Annotated in this window: 12 protein-coding genes and 1 tRNA gene; 5 read left to right on the top strand and 8 right to left on the bottom strand. The window is 73.0% G+C overall.

Annotation, left to right across the window (positions count from 1 at the left end):
- Positions 1-172 precede the first annotated feature (172 nt).
- Complete coding sequence (gene pepN, locus N538_RS0104620) at positions 173-2,572, top strand: aminopeptidase N (RefSeq protein WP_028636325.1); 2,400 nt, start codon at positions 173-175, stop codon at positions 2,570-2,572.
- A gap of 15 nt (positions 2,573-2,587) precedes the next feature.
- Here the strand turns inward: pepN and N538_RS0104625 are convergent, their stop codons facing one another.
- The 3 genes from N538_RS0104625 to N538_RS0104635 form a co-directional block, all read right to left on the bottom strand.
- A complete protein-coding gene (locus N538_RS0104625) occupies positions 2,588-3,568 on the bottom strand; it encodes a ribose-phosphate diphosphokinase (RefSeq protein WP_028636326.1) in 981 nt (326 codons plus the stop codon).
- Positions 3,569-3,602: 34 nt separating this feature from the next.
- Positions 3,603-5,057 (bottom strand): bifunctional UDP-N-acetylglucosamine diphosphorylase/glucosamine-1-phosphate N-acetyltransferase GlmU, encoded by a 1,455-nt coding sequence (glmU, locus tag N538_RS0104630; RefSeq protein ID WP_028636327.1) that lies wholly within the window; start codon positions 5,055-5,057, stop codon positions 3,603-3,605.
- A gap of 297 nt (positions 5,058-5,354) precedes the next feature.
- Positions 5,355-5,433 (bottom strand) — tRNA-Gln (locus N538_RS0104635).
- Between the two features lie 332 nt (positions 5,434-5,765).
- Between N538_RS0104635 and N538_RS0104640 the strand changes: the two genes are divergently transcribed.
- Genes N538_RS0104640 through N538_RS0104655 form a run of 4 tightly spaced genes read left to right on the top strand, consistent with a single transcriptional unit; the run spans position 5,766 to position 11,035 of the window.
- Positions 5,766-6,863 carry an ATP-dependent DNA ligase gene (locus tag N538_RS0104640; protein WP_028636328.1) on the top strand — a complete coding sequence of 366 codons (1,098 nt, stop codon included), beginning with the start codon at positions 5,766-5,768 and terminating at the stop codon, positions 6,861-6,863.
- Positions 6,863-7,423 (top strand): hypothetical protein, encoded by a 561-nt coding sequence (locus tag N538_RS23880; protein ID WP_051548788.1) that lies wholly within the window; start codon positions 6,863-6,865, stop codon positions 7,421-7,423. Before N538_RS0104640 ends, N538_RS23880 begins: the two co-directional genes overlap by 1 nt.
- Before the next feature lie 31 nt (positions 7,424-7,454).
- Complete coding sequence (locus N538_RS0104650; RefSeq protein ID WP_155991969.1) at positions 7,455-8,336, top strand: hypothetical protein; 882 nt, start codon at positions 7,455-7,457, stop codon at positions 8,334-8,336.
- The gene (locus tag N538_RS0104655; protein ID WP_028636330.1) at positions 8,333-11,035 is read left to right on the top strand and encodes a stealth conserved region 3 domain-containing protein; all 2,703 of its coding nucleotides are present in this window, start codon (positions 8,333-8,335) and stop codon (positions 11,033-11,035) included. The genes N538_RS0104650 and N538_RS0104655 overlap by 4 nt, the downstream gene beginning before the upstream one ends.
- Before the next feature lie 13 nt (positions 11,036-11,048).
- Here N538_RS0104655 and N538_RS27200 read toward each other — a convergent pair whose 3' ends face one another.
- From N538_RS27200 to alr, 5 genes are read right to left on the bottom strand one after another with little or no spacing between them, the layout of a single operon-like run.
- On the bottom strand, positions 11,049-11,921 hold the full coding sequence (locus N538_RS27200) for a sulfotransferase (protein WP_051548790.1): 873 nt from the start codon (positions 11,919-11,921) through the stop codon (positions 11,049-11,051).
- Entirely contained in the window at positions 11,918-12,991 is a 1,074-nt protein-coding gene (locus tag N538_RS28310; protein ID WP_028636331.1) for a sulfotransferase family protein, read from the bottom strand. The genes N538_RS27200 and N538_RS28310 overlap by 4 nt, the downstream gene beginning before the upstream one ends.
- Before the next feature lie 42 nt (positions 12,992-13,033).
- On the bottom strand, positions 13,034-13,948 hold the full coding sequence (gene tsaE / locus N538_RS27865; protein ID WP_081790290.1) for a tRNA (adenosine(37)-N6)-threonylcarbamoyltransferase complex ATPase subunit type 1 TsaE: 915 nt from the start codon (positions 13,946-13,948) through the stop codon (positions 13,034-13,036).
- Positions 13,945-14,976 (bottom strand): alpha/beta fold hydrolase, encoded by a 1,032-nt coding sequence (locus tag N538_RS0104675; protein WP_028636333.1) that lies wholly within the window; start codon positions 14,974-14,976, stop codon positions 13,945-13,947. Before N538_RS0104675 ends, tsaE begins: the two co-directional genes overlap by 4 nt.
- Positions 14,973-16,079 carry an alanine racemase gene (gene alr / locus N538_RS0104680; RefSeq protein WP_028636334.1) on the bottom strand — a complete coding sequence of 369 codons (1,107 nt, stop codon included), beginning with the start codon at positions 16,077-16,079 and terminating at the stop codon, positions 14,973-14,975. The genes N538_RS0104675 and alr overlap by 4 nt, the downstream gene beginning before the upstream one ends.
- Positions 16,080-16,082: the final 3 nt, after the last annotated feature.

The following is a 16,082-nucleotide window of genomic DNA, read 5'->3' on the forward strand; positions in this document are numbered from 1 at the left end:
GAGTGGTGGCGGTCTCGGGGCCTCGGCACGATCGTGGGGGCGCATCCGGAGATTCGGCCAGCCCTGTCGATCACGGAGCTCTCACTCCCTCGCCGAGGCAACCGCACAAGACTAACGGCCCGGCGCGCGACGCGCGAATCCCGACGCCCGCATCCGCCGTAGGGTTCGGACCGTGAGCCTGACCCTCGCCGAGGCCCGGGAGCGGGCCGCCGTCGTCTCCGCCGTGTCGTACGACGTCGACCTCGATCTCACCGATCCCGCGGCGGACCGCTTCGGGTGCCGCACCACGGTCCGCTTCACCTGCTCGGCGCCCACCACCTTCCTGGAGCTCACCGCAGCCACCGACCTCGCGGTGCTGCTCGACGGCCGCGCCGTCGAGCCGGCGTACGACGGTCGCCGGCTGCACCTGACCGGCCTCCACGGCCGCCACGAGCTGACCGTCGCGGCGTGGCTGCCGTTCGTCACCGACGGCGAGGGGATGCACCGCACCGTCGACCCGGCCGACGGCGAGACCTACCTGGGCGCCTACCTGGGCCTGGACGTCGCCCAGCGGCTCTTCTGCTGCTTCGACCAGAACGACCTCAAGGCGCCGGTGGCCATCAGCGTCTCCGCCGACCCGGCGTGGACCGTGCTCGCCAACGGCCGATCGGTGCGCGAGGCGGGCGGGCGCTGGGAGTTCGCGGCCACGCCCCCGATCCCGGTCGCGCTGGTCTGCGTGGTCGCCGGGCCGTTGAAGTCGGTGCGGTGGAGCCACGCCGGGCTCCCCTTCGGCTGGCACGCCCGCGCGTCGCTGGCCGACGAGCTCGACCGCGACGTAGCCGAGCTGCGCTCGGTGACCGAGGCGTGCTTCGACCACTACGCCCGGATCTTCGAGGAGCCGTACCCCTTCGACTCCTACGACCAGGTCTTCGTCCCCGGCCTGAACTGGGGCGCCCAGGAGCAGCCGGGCTGCGTGATCTACCGCGACGAGCTGCTGCCGGCCGGCCGGCTGTCCGAGGAGAGCCGGCTGCTGCGCGCCTCGGTGATCGCCCACGAGATGGCCCACATGTGGTTCGGCGACCTCGTCACGATGACCTGGTGGGAGGACTCCTGGCTGCAGGAGTCCTTCGCCGACTACCTCGGCTACCGGGTCGCGGGTGAGGCGGCGGGGTACGCCGGGGCACTGCTCGGGCACGAGGCGAGCCGCAAGCCCGCGGCGTACGACGCCGACGAGCGCCGGTCGACGCACCCGGTTGCGGCCGATCCCGACGACGTGCCGGACGTCGCGGCTGCGGCCACCATCTTCGACGCGATCTCCTACGCCAAGGGCAACTCGGTGCTGCGCCAGCTGGTGACCTGGCTCGGCGACGAGACGTTCCTGCGCGGCGTGAACACGTACCTGACCCGTCACCGCTTCGCGAACGCCACGCTGGCCGACTTCGTCGCGGCCCTCGACCAGGCGTCCGACCGCGACGTCCGCACCTGGGTCGAGGTCTGGCTGCGGCGGACCGGGTTCGACACGCTCCGGGTCGAACGGGACGGCGACGTCCCGGTCGTGCACCGCGACGGGGTGCGGCCGCACCGGGTCCGGGTCACGGCGTACGACGACACCGGGGTCGAGACCGCGAGCCGGTACGTCGACCTGGGCGACGAGCCGGTGCCGCTCCCGGACCTGGCGGGCCGGGTGGTCGTCCCCAACAGCCACGGCGAGACGTTCGCCAGGATCGTCCTGGACGAGCACTCGTGGCGCGCGGTCACGACCGGCCTGTGCCGCATCGACGACGACCTGGTGCGGGCCGTCCTGTGGACCATGCTGTTCGACCGCGTGCACACCCGCCATCTGGCGCCGCTCCCCTTCGTGGACGTCGTCGAGCGGCAGCTGCCCGGCGAGAGCAGTGCCACCCTGGTCGCCGCCGTGCTCGCGCGCACGCTCGGCCGGGTGCTGCCGCTGCGGGTCCCGGCCGCGTCGGCCGCCGGGACGCTCGAGTCGCTCGCGAGCGCCTGCGCGACCGGGCTGATGCACGCGACGAGCCAGGACCTGGCCGAGGCGTTCGCCGACGGCTTCGCCGCCACCACCCACGACGCGGCCACGCTGGCCGGGTGGCTCGACGCCGGCGCGATCGGGGAGCTGCAGCTGACGCCGGCGGTCCGCTGGCGGGTCGTCCGGCGGCTGGCCGGGCTGGGCGCGGCCGACGCGGCCCTCATCGAGGCCGAGCGACGGCGCGCACCGGGCCTCGACGCCGAGCTCGGGGCCGCCGCCGCGCGGGCGGCGCGACCGACGGCGGAGGCGAAGGCCGAGGCCTGGGCGGTCGTCACCGACCCCGCCGTCGGCAACCGGGTGCTCACCGCGGTGCTGGGCGGCCTCTGGTCGCCCGAGCAGGCCGGCCTGGTGGCACCGTACGTCGACCGCTACCTGCGGGAGGCGCCCGGCTGGAGCGAGCGCGGCGCAGGCTTCGCGCAGGTGGTCGGGCAGGCGCGTCCGGCGCTGCCGCTCACCGCGGCGCAGCGGGAGCTGCTGCACGAGCAGCTGGCCGGCGACGTGCCGACCGTGCTACGTCGGTCCTGGTCGGACTGGGCCGACGACCTGGGCTGAGCGCCCGACCGGGCCCTACGTGTTGCCGTCGAACATCGAGGTGACCGAGCCGTCCTCGAACACCTCACGGATCGCGCGGGAGACCAGCGGAGCGATCGACAGGCAGGTGAGCTTGTCGAAGATGCGGTCCGGCGAGATCGGCAGCGTGTTGGTGACGACGACCTCGGCGGCCGGGCTGTTCTTGAGCCGGTCGACCGCCGGGTCGGAGAGGATCGCGTGGGTCGCGGCGATGATCACCCCGGCCGCACCCTCGGCCATCAGGGCGTCCGCGGCCTTCACGATGGTGCCGCCGGTGTCGATCATGTCGTCGACCAGCACGCACATCCGGCCGCTGACGTCACCGACCACGCGGTTCGCGACGGTCTCGTTGGGGCGGTCGATGCGGCGGCTCTTGTGGATGAAGGCCAGCGGAGCCCCGCCGAGGCGGGACGACCAGCGCTCGGCGACCTTGATCCGGCCGGCGTCCGGCGAGACCACCGCGAGCGGCTGGTCGCCGTACTTGTCCCGGACGTAGTCGGCGAGGATCGGCAGCGCCATCAGGTGGTCAACCGGCCCGTCGAAGAAGCCCTGGATCTGGTCCGCGTGCAGGTCGACGGTGATCAGCCGGTCGGCGCCCGCGGTCTTGAACAGGTCGGCCATCAGCCGGGCCGAGATCGGCTCACGGCCCTTGTGCTTCTTGTCCTGGCGCGCGTACCCGTAGAACGGCATCACGACGGTGATCCGCTTGGCCGACGCGCGCTTGAGGGCGTCGACCATGATCAGGTGCTCCATGATCCACTCGTTGATCGGAGCCGTGTGGCTCTGGATCACGAAGGCGTCGCAGCCGCGGACGGACTCCTCGTACCGGACGTAGATCTCGGAGTTCGCGAACTCGTACGCCGACTGCGGGACCAGGTCGGTGCCCAGGAGGTCCGCGACCTCGTCGGCGAGGTCGGGATGTGCCCGACCGCTGAAGACCATGAGGTTCTTCTCGGTGGTCTTCTTGTATCCGGTCACGGTTGGGGCTCCCTCGATCGCCGGCGCAGTCCACTCAGGATTCTGCCACGCCCTGTTCAGCGTCCCCACGGTCGGCCAGTGCTGCCTCGGCCGCCTCGGCCTGGGGAGTTCCGGCCCGCCTGTCCAGCGCCCAGCCCTCGATGTTGCGCTGCGGGCCGCTGGACACCGCGAGCGCGCCCGGCGGCACGTCCTGCCGGACGACGGTGCCCGCGCCGGTCGCGGCGCCGTCCCCGATCTCCACCGGGGCGACGAAGGTGTTGTTCGAGGCGGTCCGGGCCTGCCGGCCGACCCTGGTGCGGTGCTTCCGCACCCCGTCATAGTTGGCGAAGATCGTGCCGGCCCCGATGTTCGTGCCCTCGCCGATCTCGGCGTCGCCGACGTACGAGAGGTGCGGGACCTTGGCGCCGTCGCCGATCGAGGCGTTCTTGGTCTCGACGAACCCGCCGATCTTGCCGCCGGCCCCCAACGTGGTGCCGGGGCGCAGGTAGGAGAACGGGCCGACGGCGGCCCCGGCGCCGATCACGGCCAGCTCGCCGTGCGTGCGCACGACGCGGGCGCCCGGCCCGATCTCGCAGTCCTTGAGCGTGCAGTCCGGGCCGACGACCGCGTCCTCGGCGACGCTCGTCGCGCCCAGGAGCTGGACGCCGGGCAGCACCGTGACGTCGCGTTCGAGCGTCACGTCCGCGTCGATCCAGGTGGTGGCGGGGTCCATCACGGTCACGCCGTCGCGCATCCAGCGGCCCACGATCCGGCGGTTCATCTCGGCGCCCAGCCGGGCCAGCTGGGCCCGGTCGTTGACACCCTCGGTCTGCATGACGTCGTCGATGGGGTAGGCCCCGACGGTGAGCCCGTCCTCCCGCGCGATCCCGATCGCGTCGGTCAGGTAGTACTCGCCCTTGGCGTTGTCGTTCCCGATCCGCGGCAGCGCCTCGAGCAGGAACTCCGCGTCGAACGCGAGGATCCCGGAGTTGATCTCGCGCACCTCGCGCTGCGCGGGCGTGGCGTCCTTCTCCTCGACGATCGCCTCGACGTCGCCCTCCGCGTTGCGCAGCACCCGCCCGTAGCCGAAGGGGTTGTCGACGATGCCGCTCAGGATGCTCACCGCGCCCTGCGATGCCTCGTGCTCGGCGGCGAACCAGCGCAGCGACGCACCCTCGAGCAGCGGCGTGTCGCCGTACGCCACCAGGACGGTGCCGCTCACGTCACCCACCGCCTCGACGGCCATGCGTACGGCGTGGCCGGTCCCGAGCTGCTCGTCCTGCACGGCCAGGACGGCGTCGGGCTCGAGCTCGCGGATGTGGCCAGCGACCTGCTCGCGCTGGTGCCCGACCACCGCGACGATCCGCTCCGGCTGCATCTCCCGCGCGGCCACGAGCACGTGGCCGATCATGGTGCGGCCCGCGATCGGGTGCAGGACCTTCATGGTCTTGGACCTCATCCGGGTGCCGCCGCCAGCGGCGAGGACGACGACGGTCAGGTTGTTACCCACGCAGCTTTCCCCTCAGAGTCCGGTCGACCCACTCTAGGGGAGGTCACGCGCCCAGGTCTGGCCGACCAGGTCGTGGCCGAAGCTGTGGTGGGGCTCCTCGGCGACCACTCGAAGCCGGCCGCCTCGTAGATCCGTCGCGCGGTCACCAGGACGCTGTTGGTCCACAGCGAGATCCGGCTGGAAGGCGCATGTCGGCTGGTAGCCGGTGTCGCGGGCGCGGCGCACCGGTCCACGAGCGCGGCGCCGACGCCGTGGCCGCGACGGGCCGGCAGCGCCGTGCGCGCCGCGACCGCTCTGCTCCCCGGGTAGGAGTCGAACCTACGTCGCTAGTCCTGATTCAAAGTCAGGCGGGCCCTGCCGGCAGACCAACCGGGGATCGCTTCCCCAGACGGCCCGGCCGGGCGGAGCCCGGCAGACCAACCGGGGTCGGCTGGCAACAGGCTAGGCCAGCGGTGCCCCAGCCACCTTCTTGGCCGGTGATTCGGTCGCCCAGCCACCGCCGGCCCGGGCCGCGCACGGCCAGCGGTGCCCCAGCCACCTCTTCGCCAGCAGATTCGGTGGCTCAGCCACCGCCGGCCCGGGCCGCGCACGGCCAGCGGTGCGTCAGCCACCTTTTCCCCCGCAGATTCGGTGGCTCCGCCACCGCCAGCCCACCGCCAGCCCGCGGCCGGCCCGGTCACTCCGGCCCGACGCGACTAGCCTCGGAGCGTGGACCTCCCCGTCATGCCACCCGTTCAGCCGATGCTCGCGAAGTCGGTCAAGGGCATCCCCGACCCCGGGAAGTTCGGCGGCCTGAGCTTCGAGCCGAAGTGGGACGGCTTCCGCTGCCTGGTGTTCAAGGACGGCGACGAGGTCGAGCTGGCCAGCCGCAACACCAAGCCGCTGACCCGCTACTTCCCCGAGGTCGTGACGGCGATGCAGGAGCAGCTGCCCGAGCGGTGCGTGCTGGACGGCGAGCTCTTCGTCGCGATCGGCGAGAAGCTCGAGTTCGAGGTGCTCCAGGAGCGCATCCACCCCGCGAAGTCCCGCATCGACATGCTCGCCGAGAAGACGCCGGCGTCGTACGTCGCGTTCGACCTGCTCGCGCTGGGCGACGAGTCCTACACCGACCGGCCGTTCGCCGAGCGCCGCGCGGCGCTCGAGGATGCGCTCGGGGCGCTGCCCGGCCCGTGCTACCTGACTCGCACCACCACCGACCCGGCGCGGGCCGAGAAGTGGTTCCACCAGTTCGAGGGGGCGGGCCTGGACGGCGTGGTGGCCAAGCCGCTGGGGACGGCATACCAGCCCAACGCCCGGAGCATGCTCAAGATCAAGCACGAGCGCACGGCCGACGTGGTGGTCGCCGGCTACCGCGAGCACAAGACCAGCACCCCGGAGCGGCCGCTGCTCGGGAGCCTGCTGCTCGGGCTCTACAGCGACGGCGAGCTCCAGCACGTCGGCGTCAGCGCCAGCTTCACCGAGAAGCGGCGGGCGGAGCTGATCGAGGAGCTCCAGCCGCTCGTGGTCCCGATCGAGGAGCACCCCTGGGGGCGCTGGCAGGAGTTCCTGACCGCGAACCCGGACCGGGTGCCGGGCACCCAGAGCCGCTGGAGCCAGGGCAAGGACCTGTCGTTCACGCCGTTGCGGCCCGAGCGGGTGCTCGAGGTGGCGTACGACCACATGGAGGGCCGGCGCTTCCGGCACACCGCCCAGTTCCGCCGCTGGCGGACCGACCGCGACCCGGAGTCGTGCGGCTACGACCAGCTCGAGGAGCCGGTCTCCTACGATCTGGCTAGGATCCTCGGCGTCGACCAGGGAGGTCTGTGATGTCCGAGAACAGCAACACCGAGCGCTACGACGTCGTCCTCCTGATCGAGCAGGCGCTGTCCGCGCAGGACGCGGCGCAGGTGCACTCGCTCCACGAGGGGCTGGACCAGCCCGTGACCTACCACGTGCTGCTCCCCCTCGAGGACGCCGCGGCCCGGATCGAGTCCGCGATGGGCTCCCTGACCGCCGGGGACATGCTCGCCTCCCCGACGATGCCGATGAGCGAGGTGGACCTCGAGGCGGTCCGCAAGGACTGCGAGGACCGCTCGCACACCGAGCTCGCCCAGAGCCTCGAGGCGCTCCGCGCCAGCGGCGCCGTCGCGCGCGGCCAGGTCGTCGGCGACCCGCCGATCGACGCGCTGGCGGCGAAGGTCGCCGAGGTCGACGGCCGGGAGGCGATCATCCTGACCCGGCCGCACGTCGTCTCCGAGTTCTTCCACCTCGACTGGACCTCCAAGGCCCGGCGTCGGCTCGGCGTCCCGATCCTCCACCTCCTGGAGCACGAGACCTTCGACGAGCAGGCCGAGGGGTACGGCGACGAGGGCGTCACCGGGCTCTGAGGGGTTCAACCCCGCCGTTACGATCGCGGAGTTGCCCGCGGACGGAGGATCGGTGAAGTTCACCCAACGACTCGAGGACGGCGCGCGCGCGATCGCCCGGGCGAAGCAGGCCATCGGCCGCGACCTCGCCGCGGACGGACCCGAGGTCGCCTACGCCCGTGTCCTGGACGGCGAGCACCTCTGGGTGGCGGTCCGCGCCGGCGACGGCCGGCCCGCGCTCCAGGACCCCGACACCGGCGACCTGACGACGGCCGAGCCGCTGCACGGTGAGGACCCGGCGTACTCCTCCGCGCGCTGGCGGCTCGGCGACGTCCTGCCCGAGACCGACGCCGCCGAGGCACGGCTCGTGGTCGTCCGCGAGTCCGGAGGCAAGCCCGCGCCGCTGCGAGCGGGGCCACCTCCCCCGGACAGCAGCCTGCGCATCCCGCCGACGCCGGACGGTCGCTGGCGGTTCCTGGTCGTCACCGACGACCACGGCCTCCTCCGGGTACGCCGGACCCGCGCCGCTCGCGTCGCCCGGCTGCTCGATGTCGCCACCGACGGCATGTCCGTCCGCCTCCGGATCAGTCCCCCGGAGCCGGGCCCCGAGCCGTTGCTGCACTTCGTGCGCACGGACGGCTCGGTCGCGCACTCCGTGGCGATCGAGGCCGACGGTGACGAGCTCGTGGCGACGCTGGCCGCGTCCGACGTCCCCGCCCAGCAGGGCGGCTACCGGATCGCGGTCGGAGCCACCGAGGACCCGGTCACCGTGGCCCGACTGACCAACGACCTGACCGTCAACGACCCGGCCGTCGTGCTGCTGCCCTTCCTCCTCGATCCGGACTCCGACCTGGTCGCCGGGCGGTTCCTCTTCTCCGACCAGGGCGTCCTGCGGTTCGGGCGCAAGGTCACGCTGCAGGGGGAGTCCGCGTGAAGATCACCTTCCTGGTCCTCAACCTCGACGGCGGCGGCGGCACCGAGCGGTCCGTGGTGACCCAGGCGAACGCGCTCGCGGCGCTCGGCCAGGACGTCACGATCCTGAGCGCGCTCCAGGTCAGCGACAGCCCGCACTACGCGGTCGACCCGGCGGTCTCCATCCGCCGGCTCGTCGACCTCCGCGACCCCGAGGCTCCCCGCACGGAGGACGACGCGGTCGACGCCGGGCTCGCCCGGTCGACGGGTGAACGCGGCTCGCTGCTGGTGCCGGATCGCTGGGACGCGCAGTTCAGCGCGTTGACCGACGCGATGTACGAGCACGCGCTGCCGGAGCTCGACAGCGACGTGGTCGTCAGCGTGACCCCGGGCCTGCTCGCAATCGCCGTCCAGCTGCTGCCGAGTCACGTCGCGGTCGTCCACCAGGAGCACCGATCGTCGTCGGACCGTACGTCCGGGCTCGAGCCGCTGCTCACGTTCGCGCCCCGCGCGGACGTCGTGGCGCTGCTCACCCGCAGCGCACGCGACTGGCTCCTCGACACCCTCGGGCCGGTCGCGCCCGATACCGTCGTCGTGCCGAACCCACTCCCTCAGGGCTTCAAGCCCCGGGCCACGCTCGAGTCCCGGCTGATCGTCGCGGCGGGGCGCTTCGTCGCCGAGAAGCAGCTGACCAAGCTCGTGGAGGCGTTCGGCGAGATCTCCGATCGGGTGCCCGGCTGGCGGCTGCGGATCCTCGGGTCCGGCCCCCAACGCCTGGACCTGATCCGGCTGGTGCGGCGCCTCGGGCTCTGGGACCGCGTCGAGCTGCCCGGGCAGAGCGCGGACATGCCCTCGGAGTGGGCGGCGGCCAGCATCTCCGCCCTGCCGTCCCGCAGCGAGGGCCTGCCCCTGGTCGTCCAGGAGGCGATGGCGGCGGGCGTCCCCGTCATCGCCTTCGACCACCCGTCGGGGTCCCGGGCGGTGATCCGGCACGAGGTCAACGGCCTGCTGGTCGGCCCGGGCGCCCTGTCGGGGCTCGCCACCGCGCTGCTCCGGCTGGCCACCGACGACGCCCTGCGACACCGGCTCGGCGAGAGCGCGATCGAGAGTTCCCAGCAGTACGCCGCCGAGACGATCGCGCGGCGGTGGCTCTCGATCTTCGAGGGCGCGGTCGGCCGCCGGGCCCGGGACCCGCGACGGATCCACCAGCGCGTGACCGAGCTCGCCGGCGTGCCCTCGACCGTCGCCGACCGCCCCGCGGCGGCGACCGACCTCACCCCCGGTGAGGCGCGGGCCATGGCGGTCACGTGGGCCGTCCAGTGCGCCGAGCGCGCCGCCCGACGCTGGTTCGCCGTCCCCGCCCACGGCGACGAGCCCACGACGGTCGTCGTGCCGATGGCCGCGCGGTCCGCGTACCTGGCCGAGCTCGGTGGACCCGGGGCGCCCGCCTGGCTGAGCCTGGTCGACAGCGCCGGCCACGGCTGGCCGGAGCGCCGCGGCCGCATCGCCGAGCTCGCCGCCGACCTCGCGCCGGAGCGCACCGGCCGGGTCAGCCTGGAGCCGTGGCCGATGCTGGACGACGGGTGGCCCGGCGTGCTGTCCAGCGGTTGCCGTATCGACGTCGAGTTCTGGGAGGAGGCCCCGGACGGCGGCCTGATCTCGGCCGGCCCCAACGCCTACGCGAACCGGCTCCCGGCCGACTTCGAGACCGTCGAGTCCGAGATCGAGGGCGTGCGCGCACGCACGCTGCCGCTGATGGCGCAGCCCACGGTCCGCGACTGCACGTTCCCGATCGACGCGGTCTACACCTGGGTCGACGGCGACGACCCGGAGTGGAACGCCGCCCGGGAGGCGCGGCTCGCGGAGGCGACGGGGGCGGCCCTCGAGCGCACCTCGAGCGGGCGCGCCCGGTTCGTCAGCCGCGACGAGCTGCGCTACTCGCTGCGCAGCGTGCACCTGTTCGCGCCCTGGGTCCGCACGATCCACCTGGTGACCGCCGGGCAGGTGCCTGCGTGGCTGGCCGACCACCCGCGGATCAACGTCGTGCACCACCGCGAGATCCTGCCGCCCGAGGCGCTCCCGACGTTCAACTCCCACGCCATCGAGAGCAGCATCCACAAGATCCCGGGCCTGGCCGAGCACTTCGTCTACCTCAACGACGACTTCCTGATCGGCCGGCCGCAGCCGCCGCAGCGGTTCTTCGACCCCTCGGGCCACACGGCGGTGTTCTTCTCCAACCACAACCTCGGCATCGAGGGCGACCCGGACGCCGCGCCGTGGCTGAAGGCGGCGTGGAACAACCGGCGGCTGCTGCGCGAGACCTTCGGTGTCGTCAGCACCCACAGCCTCGCGCACGCGCCGTACGCGCACCGCCGGTCGGTCCTCGAGGAGATCGAGGCGCGGTTCCCCGAGGAGATCGGCCGGACCGCGCGCTCGCCGTTCCGCGCCGGGGACAACGTCTCGCTGCTGTCCTCGTTCGCCCAGCACTACGGCCTGGTCACCGGGACCGCCGTGGTGGGCGACGCCAGCAACTCCTACGTCGACATCAGCGCCAACGACGTCGTCCGGAAGCTGCGCCGGCTCAAGGACCGCGAGCAGGACTTCATCTGCCTGGGTGACCACCACGACCACGCCCTGGCGCCGGGCACGCTCCAGGAGGTCCTGGACGAGTTCTTCACCTTCTACCTGCCGGTGCGCGCGCCGTGGGAAAGGCCGGACTGAGAGGCTCCGGCAGCTAGAGCACGAACCGGCTGCTCGGCCACAGCTCGGCGAGATCCGCGTCGGGGAACCGGGCCGCGGCCGCTCGGTAGGTGTCGGCGAAGTGGGTCGCCACCCGACGCACGACGTCGTCGGGCAGCGCCGACACCGCCTTGCCGGAGGAGACGTTGGACTTCTTCTCGAAGTCCGGCGCGCGGAACGCGATGCCGACCAGGTCGCAGATCGCCCGCACCCCCTCCTCGCAGAACAGCTGCTCGTAGAGGCCGTAGTGGATCTCGTCGTCGCCCCACACGGACTCGAGGTTCCGCATCGTCACCTCGTACCGCGAGAACTGCTCGTACCGGGGGTCGTCGAAGAGCCGCTCGACCATCTTGTCGGCGGACGCCGGGAAGCGCGCCGGCCGCCGGCCCTCCTGCATCCGGATCTGCGACCAGATCCGGTCGACCGGGTCGCGCATCAGGAAGAGCGCGACGGTGCGCACGCCGCGGGTCGCGAACCCGTCCCGGATCGAGGCCAGCCGCTCGGCGGGCAGCGCGGCGTACTCCGGGGTGACGTCCGCCGTGGCGCGGAAGCGCGGCCGACTGTGCAGCAGGCCGGCGAAGTAGTCGAAGTAGAACTTCGGGTCCGCGATCATCGCGGCGCGGTGCAGGTGCACCGGGTCGGCCGGCTCCCCGCTGCGCAGCTTGTCGAGCTCGGCCTGCGCCATGTCGAGGTTGCGCCCGAGCCACGGGTCGTCGGCGAGGTCGCTGCTGTCGAAGACGTGGTACTCCTTGCGGTATCCGCGCACGAACTGCGGTGACCGGGCGAGGTAATGGTGCACCCACGTCGTGCCGGCCTTCTGCGCCCCGACGCCCAGCAGGAACGTCGTCGGGCGGCGGTCGGCCTTCACCGCTTCCAGGGAAGCCGGGAGCCGCCCGGGCCCGACTTCTCGACCTCGCCCCGGAGCCGCTCCACCTCGTTGCGGCGGCGGTTCAGGCGCTTGCGCAGGTCGGCGTTCCTTGCCTGCAGGTCGCGCCGTCCGACCGCGACGGCCCGGTTGGTGTGGTCGAGCGCGATCGCCTCGGCGTACTGGTGGAGGACGACGTACCGCTGGTGCACGTCCTCCAGGGTGGCGATCGCGCCGTCGTCGTACGGCGCGTCGACGAGCGTGTTGCACGCGTCCCAGGCCGAGGTCGCCTGCTCCCGCAGCTCGGGGATGGTGTCCACGTCGTCCCAGCTGATCTTGCTGCGGTACAGCTTCGCGTCGATGAAGTCGTCGACGTCGTGGTGGTCCGAGCCGGACAGGTCGGCGTTGAAGCTCATCCCGAGGTGCCGCTGGGCCTGCCCCATCGCCGTGCGCCAGTCCTCGAGCAGGTCGGTGTAGCGCACGAACGTGCGCTTGCGCGATCGCGTCGCCACCTCGGTCTCGTACGCCGAGTTGACCCAGCCGGCGAGGTTGGCGGTCTGGCGGGTGCGCCGGAACTCGTCGGTCTGGTTCGACAGGTAGTAGGTCTCGCGCGACTGCAGGACCTCGGTCGGGTGCCGGAGCATCGTCAGGTACGACAGCTCGATGCCGAGCTCGTCGGCGACGCCCGTCCAGAGCTCGTGGGCCCAGAACGCGCGCGGATCCTTGATGACCAGCTGCCCGCCGGGCCCGACCTCGGCGACATGCTCGGCCAGCCAGGTGCGGAGCTCCTCGCGCACCTCCGGGGCGGCCGCTGCCTCGGCGACGTCGGCGGCGGCCCGGGGCCGGGCGTCGTTGGTGCGCGCCGGGATGCTGTTGAGCAGCCGCTTGTGGAAGTCAACCACCCAGATGGGCTCGTAGAAGCCGCGCGGGTTCGTCTCGTCGGCGGGCATCTCCGGCTGCGGCACGTGCAGGCCGAGTCGCTTCAGGGCGCCGGCGACGGTGCTGGTGCCACTCCGGCCGGAGCCGGTGACGACGACGAGACGGACACGGCTCTCCGGTGGTGCTTCGGACACTGGATTCCTCGCGACTCAGGTGGGACGACGCCCCAGCCTAGATCAGCCGAGACCCCGGAAGGACAACGCGTGCCAGCGCGGGCCGACAGGAGCGATCTCGACCCGCCGCGGGTCGAGGCCGTCGTGTGGGGCGTCGCCCCGGACGATCGCGACCTCGAGGCGCGACTCGGACAGGCCCTCGGCCAGCCCCTCGCCCCACTCGACCACGGTCACGGCGTCGTCGAGGGACGTGTCGAGGTCCAGGTCGTCCAGCTCGTCGAGACCGCCCAGGCGGTAGGCGTCGACGTGCACGAGGTCCGGGCCGCCGATCAGCGACGGGTGCACGCGGGCGATCACGAACGTCGGCGAGGTGACGTCACCCCGCACGCCCAGCCCCGCGCCCAGGCCCTGGGTGAACGTGGTCTTCCCGGCGCCCAGCTCGCCGCTGAGCACGATCAGGTCGCCCTTCGTGAGCTGGCCGGCCAGCGAGCGGCCGAGGGCGCGCATCGCGTCGGCGTCGGGGACCTGGAAGGCGTGCGTGCGCAGCGGGCGGCGCAGCTCGACGAACGGCTGCTCCCGGCGGATCTCGCGGAAGCCCTGCCGCTCCCAGAAGCGGATCGTGGCCGGGAGCTCCTCGCGCGCGACCACCGTGAGGTCCTCGGCGTCGCCCGCCGCCTCGACCGCGGCCTCGATCAGCGCGGCGGCGACACCGTGCCCCTGCGCGTCGGGGTGCACGCCGAAGCGGCGGAGGTACGTCGTGCTGCCGACCGGGTCCAGCACCAGCGCACCGACCGGCTCGCCGTCGAGGCAGGCCAGCAGCCCGCCGTTCGCCGCCAGCCTCCGCGCGATCGAGTCCTCGGTCTCGGACAGGGCGGCCGCCGGCGGGTCCAGCTCGGGGCGGGCGGCGAAGGCCGCCCGCACGACCGCCAGCACCTGCGCCGCCGACTCCGGGCCGACGCGGCGAACCTCGAGCGTCACGCGCCGACCCCCGCCGCCGCGAGCAGCTTGTCGAGCTCGCCGTCCACCTCGTCGTACCGCTCGAGGATCACCATGTGCCCGGCGCCGTGGCACTCCAGGAGCGTGGAGCCGTCGATCCGGCCGTGCAGCTTGCGGCTGTGGCCGATCGAGGTGAGCTTGTCCTCGGTGCCGCAGATGATCGTGGTGGGCACGTTCGCGAGGACGCCGACGTGGTCGAACTTGTCGAGCTGGCCGAAGCCCGGGAAGAACTCCGCGACCACCTCGAACGGCGTGGCCGCGAGCATGCTGTCGACGAACTCGACGTACGACGCCGGCACGTGGTCGCCGAACGCCAGCTGGTCGGTCGCCACCAGCGCGACGTTGCGCCCGAGCCGGCGCAGGCCGTCGACGGCGCGATGGCCGCGAGCCAGGGTCGCCACCCCGCGGTGCATCGCCCCGGAGCCGGCCCAGGTCGGCATCATCGGGAACAGGATGCGGCTCGGGTCGAGTCCACCCGCGGTCGTGGAGATCAGCGAGGTGCCGACGATCCGGTCGCCGAAGAGCTCCGGGTGCTGCTGGGCCAGCGCGACGATCGTCATGCCCCCCATCGAGTGGCCGACGAGCACGACCGGGCCGTCGGGCACGACCTCTTCGAGGATCCTCACCAGGTCCTGGCCCAGCTGGTCGATGGTGGCGTGGCCGATCGGGGACCGGCCGGAGCGGCCGTGCGACCGCTGGTCGTAGTAGACCGACCGGATCCGGCCGCGGTAGTGCTCCCGCTGGAAGTGCCAGCAGTCGAGGTTCAGCGAGTAGCCGTGGCAGAACACCAGCGTAACCGCCGAGTCGGCCTCGTCGACCTCGACGTGCAGCGGGGTGCCGTCCTCGGCGACGACCGTCACCGGGTCGGCGCGCAGGCTGCCGAACGCCGGTCGCTCGCCGGGCGAGCGCCGGGCGATCCGGCGGCGCTGCTGGGCGGCGACGCCGGCGCCCGCGGCCGCCAGGCCGAGAGCGGTCGCCGTAGCGCCGATCAGGTGGGTGCGGGTCCTCACTGGTCCGTGTACCTCCGGGTCGGTCGGCCGCCGATCCGCGTGACGATCTCGTAGGAGATGGTGCCGGCGGCCTCGGCCCAGTCCTGGGCGGTCGGCTCGCCGTGGGTGCCGGGGCCGAAGAGGACGACGTCGCTGCCGGCCTCGGGGGTGTCGCCGTCGAGGTCGACCACGAACTGGTCCATGCAGACCCGGCCGCGCATCGCCCGCTGCTTGCCGTCGACGAGCACGTGGGCGGCGTTGCTGGCGTGCCGCGGGATGCCGTCGCCGTACCCGACGGGCACGAGGCCGACGGTGGTGTCGGTGTCCGCGATCCAGGTGTGGCCGTAGGACACCCCATCACCGGCGTGGATCTGCTTGGTCATCGCGAGGGTGGCGCGCGCGGTCATCGCCGGCACCAGGCCGAGGTCCGGCGTCCGGCCGGGCGCGGGGTCGAGACCGTAGGACGCGAGGCCGAACCGCACCAGGTCGAACCGGCTCTCCGGGCGCAGGATGCCCGCGGCGGAGTTGGCGAGGTGACGGACCTCGGGGGTGAGGTCCGCGGCCAGCTCCAGGGCTTGCTCGAAGGCTCGCTGCTGGGCGTCGTTCGCGGGGTGGTCGGGCTCGTCGCTGGCGGCGAAGTGCGACCAGAGGCCGGTGATCCGCCAGCTGCCGTCCGCTTCGCCCTGCTGCGCGCGCCGTACGACGTCGGGCCAGTCGGCGAGCGCGGCGCCGCCGCGGGAGAGCCCGGTGTCGACCTTCAGCTGGACCCGGGCGGGCCGGCCGGTGGCGGCGATCTCGTCGAGCTCGGCCACGCCGTAGGCGGTGACGTCGATGCCGGCGTCGATCGCGGCCGCCCAGTCCTCGCCCGGGACCGTGAGCCAGCAGAGGATCGGCCCCCGGTCGCCGGCGCTCCTGAGCGCGAGCGCCTCGTCGATGGTGGCCACGCCGAGCCACTCCGAGCCCGCCGCGCGCGCGGCCCGCGCCACCTCGAGCATCCCGTGGCCGTAGCCGTCCGCCTTGACGACGGTCATCGACGGCACGCCGGTCAGCTCGCGGAGGGTGCGGACGTTGTGCCGGATCGCGGCGAGATCGACGACGATCTCTGCACGCGCGACCGGGCTCATGGC

It is taken from the genome of Nocardioides sp. URHA0032 (assembly GCF_000620645.1).
GTDB lineage: Bacteria > Actinomycetota > Actinomycetes > Propionibacteriales > Nocardioidaceae > Nocardioides.

Bases quoted from the DNA above. Each gene is read 5' to 3' on its own strand.
- alr (WP_028636334.1), bottom strand. From the start codon at position 16,079: ATGAGCCCGGTCGCGCGTGCAGAGATCGTCGTCGATCTCGCCGCGATC.
- N538_RS23880 (WP_051548788.1), top strand. From the start codon at position 6,863: ATGTCCGAGAACAGCAACACCGAGCGCTACGACGTCGTCCTCCTGATC.